At 53.7% G+C, this 17,642-nt stretch carries 18 protein-coding genes; 3 read left to right on the top strand and 15 right to left on the bottom strand.

Going from position 1 to position 17,642, the window contains the following annotated elements:
• Position 1: 1 nt before the first annotated feature.
• Positions 2-658, bottom strand: a complete 657-nt coding sequence (gene prsW / locus DI14_RS11030; protein WP_034808532.1) for a glutamic-type intramembrane protease PrsW — start codon at positions 656-658, stop codon at positions 2-4.
• A 108-nt stretch (positions 659-766) separates the two neighbouring features.
• Here prsW and DI14_RS11025 point away from each other — a divergent pair, with 108 nt between their 5' ends.
• Positions 767-1,738: an asparaginase gene (locus tag DI14_RS11025; protein ID WP_034808531.1), complete on the top strand. Its 972-nt coding sequence runs from the start codon at positions 767-769 to the stop codon at positions 1,736-1,738.
• A 29-nt stretch (positions 1,739-1,767) separates the two neighbouring features.
• The gene (locus DI14_RS11020; RefSeq protein ID WP_034808529.1) at positions 1,768-2,775 is read left to right on the top strand and encodes a YpdA family putative bacillithiol disulfide reductase; all 1,008 of its coding nucleotides are present in this window, start codon (positions 1,768-1,770) and stop codon (positions 2,773-2,775) included.
• Between the two features lie 57 nt (positions 2,776-2,832).
• Here the strand turns inward: DI14_RS11020 and DI14_RS11015 are convergent, their stop codons facing one another.
• From DI14_RS11015 to DI14_RS10985, 7 genes are all read right to left on the bottom strand, one after another.
• Complete coding sequence (locus DI14_RS11015) at positions 2,833-4,101, bottom strand: Glu/Leu/Phe/Val dehydrogenase (RefSeq protein ID WP_034808527.1); 1,269 nt, start codon at positions 4,099-4,101, stop codon at positions 2,833-2,835.
• 147 nt (positions 4,102-4,248) lie between these two features.
• On the bottom strand, positions 4,249-5,166 hold the full coding sequence (locus DI14_RS11010) for a D-alanine--D-alanine ligase (protein ID WP_034808524.1): 918 nt from the start codon (positions 5,164-5,166) through the stop codon (positions 4,249-4,251).
• A 96-nt stretch (positions 5,167-5,262) separates the two neighbouring features.
• Positions 5,263-5,844 carry an adaptor protein MecA gene (locus DI14_RS11005; RefSeq protein WP_034808523.1) on the bottom strand — a complete coding sequence of 194 codons (582 nt, stop codon included), beginning with the start codon at positions 5,842-5,844 and terminating at the stop codon, positions 5,263-5,265.
• Positions 5,845-5,908: 64 nt separating this feature from the next.
• A complete protein-coding gene (locus DI14_RS11000) occupies positions 5,909-6,766 on the bottom strand; it encodes a MerR family transcriptional regulator (RefSeq protein WP_034808521.1) in 858 nt (285 codons plus the stop codon).
• A 173-nt stretch (positions 6,767-6,939) separates the two neighbouring features.
• Entirely contained in the window at positions 6,940-7,143 is a 204-nt protein-coding gene (locus tag DI14_RS10995) for a hypothetical protein (protein ID WP_034808518.1), read from the bottom strand.
• Between the two features lie 41 nt (positions 7,144-7,184).
• On the bottom strand, positions 7,185-8,612 hold the full coding sequence (locus DI14_RS10990) for an ATP-dependent DNA helicase RecQ (protein ID WP_081825893.1): 1,428 nt from the start codon (positions 8,610-8,612) through the stop codon (positions 7,185-7,187).
• Positions 8,596-9,618: a helix-turn-helix domain-containing protein gene (locus DI14_RS10985; RefSeq protein WP_081825892.1), complete on the bottom strand. Its 1,023-nt coding sequence runs from the start codon at positions 9,616-9,618 to the stop codon at positions 8,596-8,598. Before DI14_RS10985 ends, DI14_RS10990 begins: the two co-directional genes overlap by 17 nt.
• Before the next feature lie 144 nt (positions 9,619-9,762).
• On the opposite strand from DI14_RS10985, the gene DI14_RS10980 reads away from it, so the two are divergent.
• Positions 9,763-10,011 carry a ferredoxin gene (locus tag DI14_RS10980; RefSeq protein WP_021067177.1) on the top strand — a complete coding sequence of 83 codons (249 nt, stop codon included), beginning with the start codon at positions 9,763-9,765 and terminating at the stop codon, positions 10,009-10,011.
• Between the two features lie 48 nt (positions 10,012-10,059).
• Here the strand turns inward: DI14_RS10980 and DI14_RS10975 are convergent, their stop codons facing one another.
• From DI14_RS10975 to DI14_RS15110, 7 genes are all read right to left on the bottom strand, one after another.
• A complete protein-coding gene (locus DI14_RS10975) occupies positions 10,060-10,866 on the bottom strand; it encodes a thermonuclease family protein (RefSeq protein ID WP_034808566.1) in 807 nt (268 codons plus the stop codon).
• A gap of 83 nt (positions 10,867-10,949) precedes the next feature.
• Positions 10,950-11,909 carry an ABC transporter permease gene (locus tag DI14_RS10970; protein WP_034808514.1) on the bottom strand — a complete coding sequence of 320 codons (960 nt, stop codon included), beginning with the start codon at positions 11,907-11,909 and terminating at the stop codon, positions 10,950-10,952.
• On the bottom strand, positions 11,906-12,970 hold the full coding sequence (locus DI14_RS10965) for an ABC transporter permease (RefSeq protein ID WP_034808512.1): 1,065 nt from the start codon (positions 12,968-12,970) through the stop codon (positions 11,906-11,908). Before DI14_RS10965 ends, DI14_RS10970 begins: the two co-directional genes overlap by 4 nt.
• Entirely contained in the window at positions 12,967-14,493 is a 1,527-nt protein-coding gene (locus tag DI14_RS10960) for an ABC transporter ATP-binding protein (protein ID WP_034808511.1), read from the bottom strand. The genes DI14_RS10965 and DI14_RS10960 overlap by 4 nt, the downstream gene beginning before the upstream one ends.
• Before the next feature lie 61 nt (positions 14,494-14,554).
• On the bottom strand, positions 14,555-15,646 hold the full coding sequence (locus DI14_RS10955; protein WP_034808564.1) for a BMP family protein: 1,092 nt from the start codon (positions 15,644-15,646) through the stop codon (positions 14,555-14,557).
• Between the two features lie 131 nt (positions 15,647-15,777).
• Complete coding sequence (locus DI14_RS10950; protein ID WP_034808510.1) at positions 15,778-16,497, bottom strand: GntR family transcriptional regulator; 720 nt, start codon at positions 16,495-16,497, stop codon at positions 15,778-15,780.
• Between the two features lie 401 nt (positions 16,498-16,898).
• The coding region (locus DI14_RS15110) for a DNA translocase FtsK (protein ID WP_200871119.1) at positions 16,899-17,642 on the bottom strand (744 nt) is incomplete at its 5' end.

The raw sequence follows: 17,642 nt of genomic DNA, 5'->3' as shown, positions 1-17,642 counted from the left end.
GCTATTTAAATTGACGACGATTCGATTGATTGGCGGCCCGGACGAGCAACAGGGCGACCATCCATAGCACGACGATATAGAGCACGGCCGGCACTTTGTTCGTCGGTTCGATGAGCAGAATATAGTCGAACACGCCGTGCATGAGCGTGGCGACGGCGACGGCGAGAAAGAGCCAGAGCCGCTCCCGGGCCGAATGTTTCGCCCGACCGAGGCAAAAGCCCATCGCCACAGCGAACAAGGCGTGGCCGCTAACCGGCAGGACGGCCCGCCAAATCGCGATTTCGAGTGAGTCGTACACCCATAAATATAGAAAATTCTCTAATGTGGCGAAGCCGAGTGAACAGGCGACCGCATAGAGAATCCCGTCGTAGTAATCATCGAAGACTTTATGTATGTATATTGTATAATAAATCATGAACCACTTAAAAAACTCTTCTAACAACGCGGTTGCCACGAACGCTTTCCAAAACGGGCTCGTCAACACGCCTTCTTCTTCGAACGCGTATTGGATGAACATGATCGGGAAAACGAGGACGGCTCCGGCGACGAACGAACGGATCACATAGCCGAGCGGTTCCGCTTCCAATTCATGTCGAAGATAGAAATAGGAAAGAAGGGCGAACCCTGGCGCTACCGCAGACAAGGCGATTGCAATCATGACGCATCTCTCCTCTCTACCGTTAAGCATACACCGAAACGGGAAAAAGAAAAAGCAGAAAACGCCTAGAAATTGGAAGAAACGAACAAAGAAAGTTGGAGGTCCTCTATGAACCATTTACTACTCATCCACACCGGCGGCACGATCGCCATGTCTCAGTCGGGAACTGGGCACGTCTCGCCGAGCGATATCAACCCAATCGATGCGACGCTGCCGAAAGCGACGGATATCGCCCGCATCACGACGAAACACTTCTCGAACATCCCGTCGCCGCACATGACGCCGGCGAAGATGCTCGAGCTCGCCCACTTCATCGCCCAAGAATTGACGCAAGACACGTACGACGGGGTCGTCATCACCCACGGCACGGACACGTTAGAAGAGACGGCTTACTTTCTCCAAATCACGCTCGGTGCCCCGGTGCCAATCGTGTTGACCGGGGCGATGCGCTCATCGAACGAGATCGGCTCGGACGGTGAGTTCAACTTGATCACGGCGCTTCGCGTCGCACGGAGCGAGGCCGCGCGCGGCAAAGGCGTACTCGTCGTCTTCAACGGCGAGATTCATTCGGCGTTCAACGTCACGAAAACACATACCTCGTCGGTCGACACGTTCAAGTCGGTCCACTTCGGGAATGTCGGGATGGTTACGAAAGACCACGTCCTCATCTACAGTCAACCGATGACGCGGCAAGCGAAGATGATTCCTTCGATCTCGAAGCGGGTCGCCGTCTTAAAAGTCGTCGCCGGCATGGAACCCGATTTGCTCGAAGCCGTGCTCGACCTCGGCTATGACGGGCTCGTGCTCGAAGTGCTCGGTCAAGGGAACGTTCCACCGACAATCGTCCCTGCCCTCGAACGGCTCGTCGCCCACATCCCGGTCGTCATCGTCAGCCGTTGTTTTAACGGCATCGTCCAAGACGTATACGGCTATGAGGGCGGCGGCAAACAGTTGAAAGACATGGGAATCATCTTCTCGAACGGATTGAACTCTCAAAAAGCAAGACTCCGTCTGCTCGTCGAACTCGAGGCCGGTTCGTCTCAGCCTGTCATGGAGCACAGTTTCAGCTTCCAGCAGTGAACTTGCCAACATCGTCTTGCTTCCATACAATGAGGGATGAGGTGATTTCATTGAAGAAACAGGCGATCATCGTCGGCGCCGGGCCTTGCGGCTTGTCGGCGGCCATCGAACTAGAACGGATCGGCATCTCGTGCACCGTCATCGAACGGGGCAACATCGTCGATGCGATTTACCATTATCCGACCCATCAGACGTTTTTCTCGTCTGCGAACCTACTCGAGATCGGGGATATCCCGTTCATCTGTAAAGATTTGAAACCGAGACGCCAAGACGCGCTCGTCTATTACCGTGAAGTCGTGAGCCGGATGAATCTCGACGTCAAGCCGTTCGAGACGGTGACATCGATTGACAAAGAAGACGGACGATTCACCGTCACGTCGCATCATGAACGGCACGGGACAACGGTACGGACCGCCGACTATGTCGTCCTCGCGACGGGCTACTACGGCCGCCCCCGGAATCTTGATGTACCGGGCGAGGAGCTACCGCACGTCTCGCATTACTTTAAGGAAGCGCATCCGTATTATCGGCAACGCGTGACCGTCATCGGCGGCAAAAACTCGGCCGTCGACGCCGCCATCGAGCTCGAGAAGGCCGGCGCGCACGTGACGGTGCTCTATCGGGGCGACGGCTACAGCCCTTCGGTCAAACCGTGGGTGCTCCCGGCGTTCGACTCCCTCGTGCGGCACGAAAAAGTTCGTTACGAACTCGAGACCGAAATCGTCCGCATCGAGACGGACCGCGTCGTCTATCGCCAGTACGGGGTCGAAAAGAGCGTCGCGGCCGACCACGTCCTCGCGATGACCGGTTATTTGCCCGACCACGGCCTGTTCGCCGAGTCTGGCGTGACGATTGACGACGAGACGGGTGTCCCGTCGTTTGACGAAGACACGTACGAGACGAACGTCGAAGGCCTCTTCATCGCCGGTGTCGTCGCTGCGGGTAACGATGCCAACAAGATTTTCATCGAGAATGGACGGTTCCACGGAAAAGCCATTGCCGAGACGCTTCGGGAGCGTAACGGTGTGACATCCTAAACGACAAAGAGGGAAGACCTGACGAATCGGGTCTTCCCTCTTTTTCTATGGCTAGATTTAAACCCAGCCGCGGAAACGTGACGCTTCCGCCATCTTACGGACGCCGACCATATAGGCGGCGAGACGCATGTCGACTTTACGGGCCGAAGCCGTATTGTAGACGGTGTTGAATGAGTGGACGAGCACTTTTTCAAGCTTCTCTTCGACTTCTTCCTCCGTCCAATAGTAACCTTGGTTGTTTTGCACCCACTCAAAGTAAGAGACCGTCACACCGCCGCTCGAGGCGAGCACGTCCGGCACGAGCAAGATGCCACGCTCCGTCAAGATGCGGGTCGCTTCGTTCGTCGTCGGTCCGTTCGCAGCCTCGACGACGATCGAGGCTTTAATGTTGTCAGCGTTCGTCTCCGTGATTTGGTTCTCAATCGCAGCAGGCACTAAAATGTCACAGTCGAGTTCGAGCATTTCTTGGTTTGAAATCGTGTTCTTGAAGAGCGTCGAAATCGTCCCGAACGAGTCTCGACGGTCGAGGAGGTACGGGATATCGAGCCCGTTCTCGTCGTGGATGGCACCGTAAGCGTCACTGACGGCGATGACTTTCGCACCGGCGTCATACATGAACTTCGACAAGAAGCTTCCCGCGTTCCCAAACCCTTGAACGACGACGCGCGCCCCTTTCAACTCGATGCCACGACGAAGCGCGGCTTCGCGAATCATGATGGCGACCCCTTTCGCCGTCGCCGTCTCACGACCATGCGATCCGCCGAGGACGAGCGGCTTCCCTGTGATAAATCCTGGTGAGTTGAATTCATCGATTCGGCTGTATTCATCCATCATCCACGCCATGATTTGCGAGTTCGTGAACACGTCCGGTGCCGGGATATCTTTTGTCGGACCGACGATTTGACTGATGGCTCGGACGTAGCCCCGGCTCAGACGTTCGATTTCTCGGAAACTCATTTCACGCGGGTCACAGACGATTCCACCTTTTCCGCCACCGTAAGGAAGGTCGACGATTCCGGCTTTCAAGCTCATCCATACCGACAACGCCTTCACTTCGACTTCCGTCACGCTCGGGTGGAAGCGGATCCCACCTTTCGTCGGACCGACAGCATCGTTGTGCTGGGCCCGGTAGCCCGTGAAGATTTTTGTCGAACCGTCATCCATGCGGACCGGGATGCGGACGGTCAACATCCGGAGCGGTTCTTTCAACAGCTCGTACATCTCTTCCGGGTAGCCGAGCTTGTCGAGTGCCTCGTGAATGACCTCTTGTGTCGATTCTAGGATGTTCTTTCGTTTTTGATGACCTTTTTCTTGATCCGTAATCATGAAGGTTTCCTCCCCTAAGTTGTCAATTCTCCCCCAAGAATCAACCTCGTATTCGATTAAAAGTATAGCCGATACACGACCAATTTGAAAGGGTTTTACAAAAATAATGAAAGCGTTTTCTAAAAGAAAAAGAAGGGTGTCCCCCTCTTATTTTTCTAGCGCTAACGATATGAAACGTTCGAGCAGCTCGCCATATGAGATCCCGACGGCGCGCGCGCTGTCCGGGAACAGGCTAAGCGGCGTCATCCCCGGTAGCGTGTTCGTCTCGAGAATATAGGCGAGGCCGTCTTCTGACACTAAGAAGTCAGACCGCGAATAGCCGGCACAACCGAGCGCCTGATGCGCGAGCACGGCCGAACGTTGCACTTCTTCCGTCAACGCCTCAGGTAGTTCAGCCGGACAGACGTGCACCGAGCCACCTTCTGTATATTTCGACTCGTAGTCGTAAAACTCATTTTTTGGGATAATCTCGATGACCGGTAGCGCTTCTTCGTGACCGAAGTTCCCGATGACCGGCACGGTCAACTCTCTCCCTTTAATGTACTGCTCGACCAACACGGCCGTATCGCACTCGAACGCTTTCGCAATGCCGTCGCGAAGCATCGCCTCGTCCATCGCGATCGTCAATCCGTTCGATGAGCCTTCTTGGGCCGGCTTGACGACACAAGGGAACTCTCCGCCCCACTCGGCCACTTTCGCATCGACGTGGGCCGGGCTCTCGACGAGTACGTCGCGTGCGACGCGGATGCCCGCTGCCGCAAAGATGATTTTCGCCCGTGCTTTGTCCATCGCGAGTGCCGATGCCAAAACACCTGATCCTGTGTAAGGCAAATTCGCCATCTCAAGAAGCGACTGGACACGCCCGTCTTCCCCGTACTTGCCGTGGAGCGCGCTCAACACGACGTCCGCTTCAAGCGTCAACAACTCATGCGCCCGCTCAGGGTGAAAATCGATGGCGACGACGTCATGACCTCGTTCTTTCAGCGCCTCGATCATGCCTTTTCCGCTCGTGAGCGAGACTTCACGCTCTCCTGATACTCCTCCATATAACACAGCGACTTTCATCTTATCTCTCCTTCGACTTTCAACTGAAAAATTCAAGTTTTATCATACCACGCATGACGAAAAAACAATAGAAACAGAACGGTGAAAAAGCCGTACTCACGCGAACGTATCGTACAGCTCTTTCACCGCTTGAACGGATTGAATTGTCTTCCCATACTCGAGCATCATATACGGGCTCACGGTCGTCGTCTTGCCGTACTCGGACAAGATGGCGGCGAGACGCTCCTCGACTTGCGGGTTCAACACTTCTGCGAAATGCAAATAGTAGTGCCCGTCATAATGATAGAGCGCGCCGCCATGGTCCGTCGCATGCATATGCGGGTATAGGCTGACCGACGCGTCAATCACGTCTTCGATGTCCTCGAACTGATAGATCAAGTGATGAATCACATCGATCGTCAAACGGATCTCGACTTGTTCTTGGTCCGCCTCGGGCTCGAGCGTGCCGACTTTTTGCACGTCGATGACGATCCCGTCGCGGGGAAACATCGTCACGTTCAAATCGACGGCACCTTGCGGGGTGAACCCGTATTCGGCTTCCGCCGTCTCGAGCAACTCGCGCCAAAGCTCTTGTCCGGTCTCCCCGACAATCGTGTCAATCGCAATGCCACGAAGCGATAACTCGTTTGCCGTCAAGTAGACCCGCAAATGTTCTTTTGTTTGTTTTTCAAATCTCAAACGAAAACCTCCAAACACTAGTCGTTGCTACATATTTATAAGCTACTCTCGTTTGGCCGAACTGTCAAATAGTTGAAAGCCACTCCGTCCACGCTTCAGGCGAATTGCCTAAAAATGAGCTTCCGAACCGATCCGCGTGCTGGCTGACGGCGTATCCGCCGACACCGATGACGAGGCTCGTATGCTCCGCACGGACGTACGCAATCGCCTCCTCAAGGCCGTTCAAATGCTCGGTCAACGTACACGAGAAAATCAGGCATTTTGCGTCGATATCGTGTAACGCCGTGCCCAAATCCTCTTTCGGGATGCCTGCACCGAGGAAAATGACGTCATAGCCATGCTGACGCAAAAAGAGCGTCACGAACAGGAGGCCAATCTCATGCATCTCGTCAGGAGCGCACACGCAGACGATTCGCGGCAAGAACGGGTTCATCGGTATCTGGAGCGACAACGTTGACAGCCTCGAGCGGAGAAACGCCGTCGCAAAATGTTCATGGGCGATGGTGATCGTGCCGTTCTCCCAACGCGTCCCGATATCCATCAGCAACGGGCCGATAATATCTGTCGTCACTTTCTCAAAACTGAACGTGTTGAAGGCCCGGTTAATCAAATCGTGGGCTTGTCGCTCATCAAACGTCAGTAGCGCCTCCATCAGCCCGTCCTTTAACTCTTCGTCGTAAAGACGGTCCGGCTTCGGTTCGGGTGCTTTATGCAGCTGTTGAATCGCTTGGGAGACGGTCAATCCTTCGCGTTGCTTCTCGACGACCCATTTGATTTTTTCGACATCTTGTTCTGAATACAGACGGTGCCCCGATTCGGTCCGGCTTGGGACGATGAACTGATAACGTCGCTCCCACGCCCGAATCGTCGTCGGGTTCACTCCGGTGAGTGATGCGACAGTCTTTATGGAGTATTTTGGCATCACAGCCCCACCTTTCCTACTAGTCTTCTCTTTCAGTATAGACCGCCCGTCGGCAATTCGCCTGTTTTATTGTGCAATTTCATAAGAAATTGGTGAACCACTTCCAAACTTTCACGGAAAGGAATTGTCTTACAGTCAAATCCATAAAAAAATACGGCCGTTCAGCCGTATTATCAAAAGAAGATTGCATGACGTCCTATATATAAAAATGCCAATATAATAGCAAACATGGAAAGGGTCAGCATCATGGCAAGAGGCCGCTTCAGCCAATTGTCATTCAGTTTTTCTTTACGCTCGTGTTCTTGTCGTGCCGATCGAGACGGCAACGTATCCACCACTTTTTCACGGAGTGAATCCGCCTGGTTCCGATGTCGCAACGCACATCCTCCTTTACCTTTTTTATCATTTTACTATGATATCAATCAAAGGAAAAGATACGGCTCAACCGATGTTTCCAATCTGTCACATTTTTAGACACAACTTGCTCGTTTTCCGGGAAAGCGATGGGGCCGCAGACGTCACAGCACGGCTCTTGGTCAATCGGTTGCTCAGAGAAGTAACGGAGTAAATAATCGCGCCGACACGTCTTGATGAGCGCATAGTCAATCATTTGACCGAGTTGACGATACCGGTCGCGTTTCCTCTCCTTTACCCAATCCACCGCGCCGGCAAGCGTCCGTTCTGAGAGCATCTGTTTCAAGAGTCCGAATACCGGGTCTTCCTCGTTCATCCGGAGCAGGCGCGGCAAGTGAGATAGACTCGTCCCGTTCTCGCGTTCGAAATAGGCGACCCGGATGTCTTTTTCTTTCGGATACTGCTGGTCAATCAAAAACTGTTGAATCCGCTCATCTCCGTCTGCGTACAACAATACCGCGAACGCAGCTTCCCCGTCGCGGCCGGCCCGACCAATCTCTTGCATATACGCCTCGAGCGTCGCCGGCAGCTGGAAGTGAATCACGCTTCGGACGTTGTCTTTATTGACGCCCATCCCGAACGCGCTCGTACACACCATGACAGCGACCTCGTTCCGTAAAAACTGGGACTGGACGAGCCGGCGATCCTCGGTCGACATGCCGCCATGATAAAACAAGGCGTCGTCGAGCGAGAGGGCGAGCGATTCCGCCTCACGCCGTGTCGCCGTGTAGACGACGGCCGGTTTCGGCACGTCGCGCACGAGTTCGATTAGACGCGGCAGCTTCTGTTCGCCGAGGAGACGTTCGACGATGAGCCGAATCTCCGGACGGTTCGCCGAATGGACGAATTGGGCCGGATTGAACAGCGCCAACTTCTCGATGATGTCCTTCTTCACAGCCTCAGGCGCCGTCGCCGTGACGGCCATGCACTGTGGGCTGCCGAGCTGTTTACGGAGCTCGCCGAGTCGTGCGTATTCCGGTCTGAACTCATGCCCCCACTGCGAGATGCAGTGCGCCTCGTCGATGACGAGCATCTGAATCGGGGTGCGCGCGAGCGCCCTCGTCACGTGTGGCACGGCGAGCTGTTCCGGAGAGAGATATAAGAAACGGTATCGCTTCAAGTGGTTCAAAATCGCTTGCTTCTCTTCGAGCGTCTCCATCGAAGTCAGCCGCGCCACGCCACGTTCCCCACGCTCACGGATATGAAGCATCTGGTCCTCGATCAATGACAAGAGCGGCGAGACGATAATCGTCAAGCCGTCGTTCTTAATATAGGACGGTAGCTGGAACGTCAACGACTTGCCGGCCCCCGTCGGCATGATGGCGAGCACGTCTTGCCCGTCTGCGACTGCTTCGATGACGTCACGCTGCCCTTCTCGGAACGCCTCATAGCCGAACACCCGCTTCAATGTTTTTTCATACAAACGTCTCACCTCGTTTCAACCTCGCGAACACGAGTCGGATTTGATAATAGCTGATCGTCTCGATTTGGTCGAACACCGGCTTGAGCGCCCAGCTGTCCGGTTCCCGCATTTGCTCGACCATGACGATCTGTTCTGTCGGCACGAACTGGTCGAGCGGGAACGCCTCGAGATACATCGCCATCTCGACGACGTGATCTTCAATCGTCGACGTGCGCAAGCGCCGAATCGATTGGACTTGATTGAACGTCCGACCGCCGGCGAACAGTTCGTATGATTCCCGGGCCGACAGCGTCATCCGTTCCGTAGTGAGACCGGACGTGAACCCTCTCAGTTTCGCGTCTTCCGGCAAGTGGTGCAACAGCGCGCTCCACCCTGCCAAAAAATAGAGCCGTGCCGTCCGGGCATCGACGTCGAGGAGTGAAGCGATTTGTTCATACGTATATCCGGTCTCGAACGCGCCGGTGAATCGATAGACGACCGCCGTCGCATACGGGTCACCGACTTCATCGAGAGCCGTCTCGAGCTCTTCATGAAACGCTTGGATGAGCGGGCGCCAATCCCGCTCTGTCCGGACGACTTGCTTCACCCAGCGCTCGGCGTGCCGGTCGGCTTGGACAGGGTAAAACGTGCGCTTATGTTCGAGCGACATGAACGTTTGGATGAACAGACTGAGCCGTTTCCACGTCATCGTCGCATAGTCTCGCTGTTCCCCACCGAGACGTTCGAACAAATCACGGACGGCTTCTGGAGAAGCAAGCATAGCGCCGGCTTCCGTCAAGCTGAAGCTCGAGCGGTTGAGCCAGCCTCGTTTCTCGAACGAGGCGAGCAGTTTCTCGTAATCGTACTTCGTGTAAGGGAACAGCCCAAAGATCGGTTCGAGGTCATAAAAGAATGCATCTTGTAACGTCGTCGCCGAACGTTTACCGTTCAACACATGAAACAGACTGCGCTCACTTCGCTCTCCTTTCAATCGGTCAATCGCGAGGAGCAACACCCCGTCAGCCAAGTGCACCATCGGCCCACCTCCTTCTCAATCATTATCCTTCCAAAACGATGTTCGTTTCCTCATTGAAATAATCGGGTATGTAGACTACAATTACTCATAGTCAGTAGTAAGTCGATTTCCATGGAGAGAGACGAAACGTATGGAGGGTTAAGAATGGCAAAATTTACAATTGTTGATAAAGATACATGCATCGCGTGTGGAGCTTGCGGAGCCGCCGCCCCGGACATCTTTGACTATGATGACGAAGGCCTCGCCTTCAACTTGATGGATGACAACACGGGTACGATCGAAGTCCCAGACGAGTTGTACGAAGACTTGATGGACGCGTTCGAAGGTTGTCCGACCGATTCAATCAAAGTCGCCGATGAATCATTCGACGGAGACGCACTCAAATACGAATAAGCGGAGAGAGACATGTGTGTCCAAGACATACATGTCTCTCTTTTCTTTTTATCGGGCCGCTTTACGGAACCCGGCCGCCTCCGCTTCTCGTTCGCTGCAAAACAGTACTTCCGGCACCGTCCGCTCATAGCTGGCGCCGCCCGGGACGTGGTAAATCTTCTCGCCGTCCCGGTTGATGTTGCCTTTGATGTCACAGTCGTCTGTCTCTTGAGTCGGCTTGGCCGGTTCGGTCGCCTCGTGGTCAAAGCCGTTGCCGGTGACGTAATCCTCGAGACTCCAAATGCCGAGCAACTGTCGGCGCGCGGCCCGCTCGACGTCCCGGAACGCATCGACGTGTTGCGTGTTCGGCGCATAGACGTAAGCGACGCGGGCAAGGCCCCGACGCAACAGTTCCTCGTTTACCATCACCCCGTCATACCAGACGTAGGCGAGCGTACGCTGATACCGGTCGTAGCGCCCGACGTCATATTCGAGCGTGACGGTGTCGCCTTCAGGGAGCCAGCGCGTCACGAACGCTTTCGCCTCTTCCCCAAACGGTTGGACCGGGAGCGTCGGATGGCTCGTCTCCGGCGTGTCGACGAGCAAGAGCCGAATCGATTCCGTCGCCCCGTTCTCGAATTCGACTTTAAGCGTATCGCCGTCGACGACGCGGTCGAGCGTGACCGACTCGGTCTTCCCGACCGGGCGCCTCACTTGTTGCGTCACGTCAGCGCTCGGATAGTCGCCTTCGAGCTCGATCAGTGACTCCGGCGGGTCGATCTGCGGACCGAACCAATCATCGGCCGTGCACCCGGAAAGGATGAAAGTCAGCACGAGGACGAGCGTCCAGTACCACCATGTTTTCAATTGTCTCACCTCTTTATGAGTATAACAAAAAAGGTTGTTTGACGCTTCCGTCAAACAACCTTTCCTAAAGAGGACAGATGTCCTTTTTTTCGTCATCGTTTCCCTTTAATATACGGGATACCGACAGACTTTGGTGCATCGGCACGACCGACGACACCGGCAAGGGCAAGGATCGTGAGCGCGTAAGGCGCGATCAAGAGCAACACTTGCGGGACGTTGTTGATGACCGGCAAGTTGCTGCCGATAATCGAGAGCGCTTGGGCGAATCCGAAGAAGAGACCGGCGCCGAGCGCACCGAGCGGATTCCACTTCCCGAAGATCATCGCGGCGATGGCGAGGAACCCTTGTCCGACGATCGTCGTCGCACTGAAGTTCGTCGTGACCGTGACGGCGTAGACCGCACCAGCTAAGCCACCGAACGCACCTGAGAGCATGACGCCCATGAAGCGCATCTTTGTGACATTGATTCCCATCGTATCCGCCGCCATCGGGTGTTCCCCGACCGAGCGAAGACGCAGGCCAAACGGCGTCTTGAAGATGACGAACCAGACGACGAACGCGAGCGCGATGGCGATGAACGACGTGTATTGGACGTTGATGAAGAACATGCGAAGAACCGGAATATCCGACAAGATCGGCACATTCTCTTTCGCGATCCGGTACTGGATGAAGTCGGTCTGTCCTTTATTGTAAAGGACACGGACGACGAAGATCGCAAGTCCGACCGCGAGCATGTTGATCGCGACACCGAGGACGGTCTGGTCGGCCCGCCAAAGGATGGCCGGGACTGCCAAGAAGAGCGAGAACAGCGCCCCGATGACCATGGCGACCAAGAGCGAGATCCACGGGCTCATGCCGCCAAGACCCATATTCGTCAGCGTCAGCGTCGTGATGATTCCCATCGCTGCCCCGATGACCATAATTCCTTCGAGCGCGATGTTGACGACACCCGACCGTTCACTGAAGATGCCACCGAGAGCGGCGATGATGAGTGGAGTCGCATAGGCGAGTGCAACCGGTACGACGATATAGAGGACTTCTAAGAAGCTCATTTTTTCTCCACTCCTTTCTTACGATTTCCTTTAAGTTTCTCAATGACATAGTTCAGTGCGTAACCAGACGCCACGAAGATGACGATGGCGGCGATGATGACTTTGACGAGCTCAGACGGGATGTTCGCCCCGAGCTGCATCGCGAGTCCACCGATGTTGAGGCCGGCGAACAACAAAGCCGCCAAGACGACACCGACTGCCGTGTTCGCACCGAGAAGCGCGACCGAGATCCCGTCGAATCCGACGCCAGTGAACGACGCGCTGAGCGTCATGCCGTTGAACGTCCCGAGCCCTTCCATCGCACCGGCGAGGCCGGCGAACATACCCGAGATGACGAACGACAAGACGATGTTGCGATTGACGCTCATCCCCGCATATTGCGAGGCGTGCTTGTTGAACCCGACGGCACGAAGCTCGTACCCGAGCGTCGTCCGTTGCAAGATGTAGTAATAGACGACCGCGGCAAGGACGGCGATGAGAATTCCCCAGTGCAAACGCGAGAACGTCGTCAATTCCTGAAGGAGCGGTGACGAGAGGGATGCCGATTCTCGAATCGATTCCGTCCGTTCATTCGTCACGCCGATGACGCTCCGTAAAATCGCGTTCGTCGTATAGAGCGCGATGTAGTTCATCATGATCGACGTGATGACCTCGTGGACGTGGAACTTCGCCTTGAGGAAACCTGGCACGAACGCCCAGGCGGCCGCAGCGAACATCGCGGCGAGCAAGGCGAGTGGCAAGTGGAGGAACATCGGCAAATCGAAGTTGATTCCGACGTACACCGCCGCCACCCAGCCGATCAACACTTGGCCCTCGACCCCGATGTTGAAGAGGCCGGTTCGGAACGCGAACGCCACGGCAAGACCAGAGAAGATGAGCGGTGCCGCAGCACGGAGCGTCTCCCCGATCGCGTACGGGCTGCCGAGCATCCCGTTAAAGAGCGACGTGAATCCACGCACTGGGTCATAGCCGCCGATGAGCATGACGATTGCGCCGACGAATAGCCCCATCAAGATGGACAGTAGCGGGATGAGCAGTCGATTGAGTCCTAGCTTGTTCATACTGTTTCTTCCCCTCTCTTACCGCCGGCCATCAAGAAGCCGAGCTCTTGCTCTGTCGTTTCTTTCGGGTCGCGAATCCCGACGATCTTTCCTTCGTACAAGACGGCGATTCGGTCCGATACGTGTAGAATTTCTTCAAGTTCGAACGAAATGAGGAGCACGGCGCGCCCTTTCTCCCGTTCTTTGACGAGCTGTTCGTGAATGAACTCGATGGCTCCGACGTCGAGACCGCGCGTCGGTTGCGCCGCGATCAGCAGGTCCGGAGACCGGTCGACTTCACGGGCGATAATCGCTTTTTGTTGGTTACCGCCAGAAAGCGCACGAGCCGGCACGTCGACTGATGGAGTTCGGACGTCAAACTTCTCAATTAACGCTTTCGCCTTCTCGGCGACGGCTTTATAGTTCATCATGCCGCGTTTTGAGAAGGGTTCTTTGTAATACGTTTGCAAGACCATGTTGTCTCGAATCGAATAGTCGAGCACGAGACCATGCTTATGTCGGTCTTGTGGGATATGGCCCACGCCCGATTCCGTCACTTTACGTGGGGTGAAACCGGTCACGTCATTCCCGTTCAAGAAAATCTTGCCGCCCTCAGGCTTTTTCAATCCTGAGATGGCTTCAATCAATTCCGTCTGACCATTGCCATCGATTCCAGCAATTCCAAGAATCTCACCTGAGCGAATCTGTAAATCCAAGCCTTCGACGACTTCAATGCCTCGACTGTCTTTGACGAAGAGCTTTTGAATGTCGAGGACGACTTGCTGTGGATCTGCCTTGGAATATTCCGCATCAAAGTTTACTTCACGCCCGACCATCATCTCCGCAAGGCGATCCTCGTTGACAGTCTCGTCGATATCGACCGTCCCGATGTAACGTCCACGTCGGATGACCGTACAGCGATCCGCCACTTGCATGATCTCTTTTAGCTTGTGGGTAATCAAAATGATTGATTTTCCTTCTTCGATGAGACGCTTCATGATTTGAATAAGTTCTTGAATCTCTTGAGGCGTCAATACGGCCGTCGGCTCATCAAAAATTAAAATTTCGGCGCCACGATAGAGCGTCTTTAAAATTTCCACACGCTGTTGCATCCCGACTGAGATGTCTTCGATTTTTGCATCCGGGTCGATTCGAAGCCCGTACTGCTCCGAGATGTCCATTACTTTTTTACGCGCCGTCGCTCGGTCGACCGTCAACCCGCTCTTCGGTTCAGAACCGAGGATGATATTTTCTGTGACCGTAAACTTCTCGACGAGCATGAAGTGTTGGTGCACCATGCCGATGCCGAGATCGTTGGCGATGTTCGGGTTCTCAATGTTCACCTTTTCTCCGCGTACGCGAATCTCTCCGCCTTCAGGCTGATAGAGACCGAATAAGACGTTCATGAGCGTCGATTTCCCGGCGCCATTCTCTCCGAGCAACGCATGAATCTCGCCTTTACGAAGTTGAAGGGTGATATTGTCGTTGGCTACGAACGTACCGAACTCTTTGCGAATATTGAGCATTTCAATAACATATTCCAAGAAAGTCCACTCCTAACTTTAAGGAAAGGGGAACCACATGGGTCCCCCCCAACTCAATGATTTATTCTACTGTTTTCATGAACTCTTCGAACTCAGCGTCTGTCGCAGGTGCAGTAAGTTCGCCGTCAATTAACTGTTGGCGATACTCGTCTACTTGCGAGAGGATGTCAGCCGGAACGTTCTTATCAGATGTTTCAGCAATTCCAACACCGTCATCTTTCAAACCGAACTCGATGATTTCTCCACCTGGGAAGTTCCCTTCCATCGTCTGTTTCGACACTTCATACGTCGCCGTATCTACACGTTTAACCATTGAAGTAAGCGTAACGTCTTCTGGGAGGCCTTCTTCGTATTGGTCACGGTCAACCCCGATTACCCATACTTCTTCGCCGTTCTTCTTACGGTTCTTCGCTTCTGTGAATACCCCTACACCCGTACCACCAGCTGCATGATAGATGATGTCAGAACCTGCGCCATACATACCTGATGCGATCGCTGTTCCTTTTTCAGCCGAGTTGAAGTCTTCCGCGTATTTCACGTCGATTGTCGCGTCTGGGTTGACGGCCATGACGCCCGCTTTAAATCCGTTTTCGAACTTCTTGATCAAGTCAGACTCGACACCACCGATGAAACCGACTTTGTCCGTTTCAGTCATGAGACCCGCGATGACACCGACAAGGAATGATCCTTCTTGCTCTTTGAACGTGATTGACGCGACGTTCGGTGCATCAACGACCATGTCGACGATTGCGAAGTTGTTGTCTGAGAATTGACCAGCGACCGTTTGGATGTCTTCAGCCATCAAGAAGCCGATTCCGTAGATCAAGTCGAAGTTGTCACGTGCCAATTGTTGCAAGTTTGGCTGATAGTCTGCTTGTTTAGAAGATTGAAGGTATTTGAATCCTTCGTTTTCCGTCAAGTTGTTGGCTTCACCGAACTTCGTGAGACCTTCCCAAGCTGATTGGTTGAACGACTTGTCATCTACGCCGCCCGTATCCGTTACCATCGCTACTTTGAAGTCGCCAGCTTCGCTGCCGCCGCCTTCTCCGTTTGAAGCGCCTTCATTGTCGTCCCCGCCGCCACATGCTGCGAGTACTGTCGAGAGCGTAAGACCTGCTGCTAAAGCTGAGAGAATCGTTTTTTTCTTGTTCATCATCGTCGTGTTTCCCCTTTCGGTTCATAACAATTTAGGTTGTCATGTTGTCAGTAGTCATTACACCGGTATAAGAAAGCGCTTTCACGCCATTCCCCAAAAATAACCTCTCCGAATGTCAAATACGTGTTTTAGACGCGTTTGCGGACGACGTGGAAGTCAAAGCGGTCCGCTCGGAAAAAGTTTGCCGAATCGAGCAACGGTAGGTCGCTTTCATCGTAATGCAATTGCTTTAAAGCGAGTAACGGTTGGTCCGTTTGAAGTTGTGTCGAGATTTCCGTGCTCACACTCGGTTCGATGTGCGTAATCGCGTACGCGACCCGACGTCCTACCTCTTGTTCCAGCGCGTCAAACAACGACTTCCCTTCTGTCAATGCTTCAGGATTAGAAACGAGATGTGCGGGGATTTTGTCCACGCAGTATACGACCGGTGTCTCGTCTGCATAGCGAATCCGGACAATCCGATAAATCGGAGAATTCGGTTCGACTTTTAAACGCTCGGCTTCTCTCTCTGTCGCTAACACCTTTTCGGCCACCAATACTTTCGTTCCCGGTGTCATTTGGGCACGCGTGATCATGTCCGTTACGCTGAACAGCTCTTCAATCCCCGATGTGAACGGAGGTTTAGAACTAATGAACGTCCCGACGCCATGTTTACGCACGACAAATTTCTCGTCTTCGAGAATCCGAAGCGCTTCTCGGAGCGTCGCACGACTAACCCCTAGCTGCTTCGATAACTCGAACTCTGAAGGAAGTTTTTCCCCCTCACGATAGACACCCTCATCGATATCTTGCTTGATTTTCTCAATCACGCGGAGATAGAGCAAGCGATGATCGAGCTTGATCGACATGGGCCTCACCACCTTTACCTATTGTTACCAGTGCTCAGACATCTGACGTATGAATGCCCTTGCCAATATTAAGTATAGGGATTCCAGAAAGAGAACGCAATACTTTTTGTTCGGAATCAAGGAAATATTTTGACGTGAAGGAATTCAGTGCGTCCTGTAGTCTATATTACCTGTTCCTTCAGCCTTTGCAAAGTTTTTGTAAAATGAAAACGGTATTAAAAAATGAAAGCGGTTCAATCGTTTCAGTAGTATGTCGGATTAGGTATTATAGACCAGATGTGCTATATCATTCCCGCTCATTGCGCGTTTCTTATGAATTCGGTACCCATTTCAATTATACCGATAAATAAATAAAAACGAACGATTAGATTATATTAAATCCAATCGTTCGTTTTTTAATTTTACCCTTCCGACTCATTGACGAGTACTTTCCGTGGTTTCGATCCTTCTGACGGACCGACATACCCCGCTTGTTCTAGCGAATCGATCAATCGTGCAGCTCGATTATAGCCGATTCGGAACCTCCGTTGAATCATCGACGTCGAGGCCGTCTCTTGCGTCATAATGAACTGGACGACTTCCCCGAACAACGAATCGTCCGAATCGATCGTCGTCACTTCTTCTTCTTTCGGCATCATCGCCTCGACGTACTGGGCGCGTTGCTGGGCGATGACGTGGTTGACGACTGTCTCGACCTCTTGGTCCGATACAAAGGCACCTTGGACACGAATCGGTTTGTTCATCCCGTTGGCGAGCATGAGCATGTCTCCACGCCCAAGCAACTTCTCGGCCCCGCCTCCGTCGAGAATCGTTCGTGAATCCGTCTGTGATGAGACGGCAAACGCGATCCTTGACGGAATGTTCGCCTTGATGACGCCTGTGATGACGTCTACGGACGGCCGTTGTGTCGCGAGCACCATATGAATGCCTGCGGCCCGCGCCATCTGTGCAAGGCGCATAATGGCGTCCTCGACATCATTCGACGCGACCATCATCAGGTCGGCGAGCTCATCGACAATGACGACGATGAACGGCAGTCGCTTCGCATCTTCATCCTCGGACTTGTCGACGAGTTCGTTATATCCCTCGATGTTTCGTACACCGTAACGACTAAACAGCTCGTAACGTCGTTCCATCTCGGCAAC

This window comes from Exiguobacterium sp. AB2, assembly GCF_000696055.1.
In the GTDB taxonomy this organism is placed as follows: Bacteria; Bacillota; Bacilli; order Exiguobacteriales; family Exiguobacteriaceae; genus Exiguobacterium; species Exiguobacterium alkaliphilum.
The sequence above is the reverse complement of the archived record's forward strand: the minus strand, read 5'-3'. Positions and strand labels throughout refer to the sequence as shown.

What these genes read in the sequence shown, in the direction of transcription:
- prsW (WP_034808532.1), bottom strand. Translation starts at nt 658, where the DNA reads ATGATTGCAATCGCCTTGTCTGCGGTAGCGCCAGGGTTCGCCCTTCTT.
- DI14_RS11025 (WP_034808531.1), top strand. Translation starts at nt 767, where the DNA reads ATGAACCATTTACTACTCATCCACACCGGCGGCACGATCGCCATGTCT.
- DI14_RS11020 (WP_034808529.1), top strand. Translation starts at nt 1,768, where the DNA reads ATGAGGGATGAGGTGATTTCATTGAAGAAACAGGCGATCATCGTCGGC.
- DI14_RS11015 (WP_034808527.1), bottom strand. Translation starts at nt 4,101, where the DNA reads ATGATTACGGATCAAGAAAAAGGTCATCAAAAACGAAAGAACATCCTA.
- DI14_RS11010 (WP_034808524.1), bottom strand. Translation starts at nt 5,166, where the DNA reads ATGAAAGTCGCTGTGTTATATGGAGGAGTATCAGGAGAGCGTGAAGTC.
- DI14_RS11000 (WP_034808521.1), bottom strand. Translation starts at nt 6,766, where the DNA reads ATGCCAAAATACTCCATAAAGACTGTCGCATCACTCACCGGAGTGAAC.
- DI14_RS10985 (WP_081825892.1), bottom strand. Translation starts at nt 9,618, where the DNA reads ATGGTGCACTTGGCTGACGGGGTGTTGCTCCTCGCGATTGACCGATTG.
- DI14_RS10980 (WP_021067177.1), top strand. Translation starts at nt 9,763, where the DNA reads ATGGCAAAATTTACAATTGTTGATAAAGATACATGCATCGCGTGTGGA.
- DI14_RS10970 (WP_034808514.1), bottom strand. Translation starts at nt 11,909, where the DNA reads ATGAGCTTCTTAGAAGTCCTCTATATCGTCGTACCGGTTGCACTCGCC.
- DI14_RS10965 (WP_034808512.1), bottom strand. Translation starts at nt 12,970, where the DNA reads ATGAACAAGCTAGGACTCAATCGACTGCTCATCCCGCTACTGTCCATC.
- DI14_RS10955 (WP_034808564.1), bottom strand. Translation starts at nt 15,646, where the DNA reads ATGAACAAGAAAAAAACGATTCTCTCAGCTTTAGCAGCAGGTCTTACG.
- DI14_RS10950 (WP_034808510.1), bottom strand. Translation starts at nt 16,497, where the DNA reads ATGTCGATCAAGCTCGATCATCGCTTGCTCTATCTCCGCGTGATTGAG.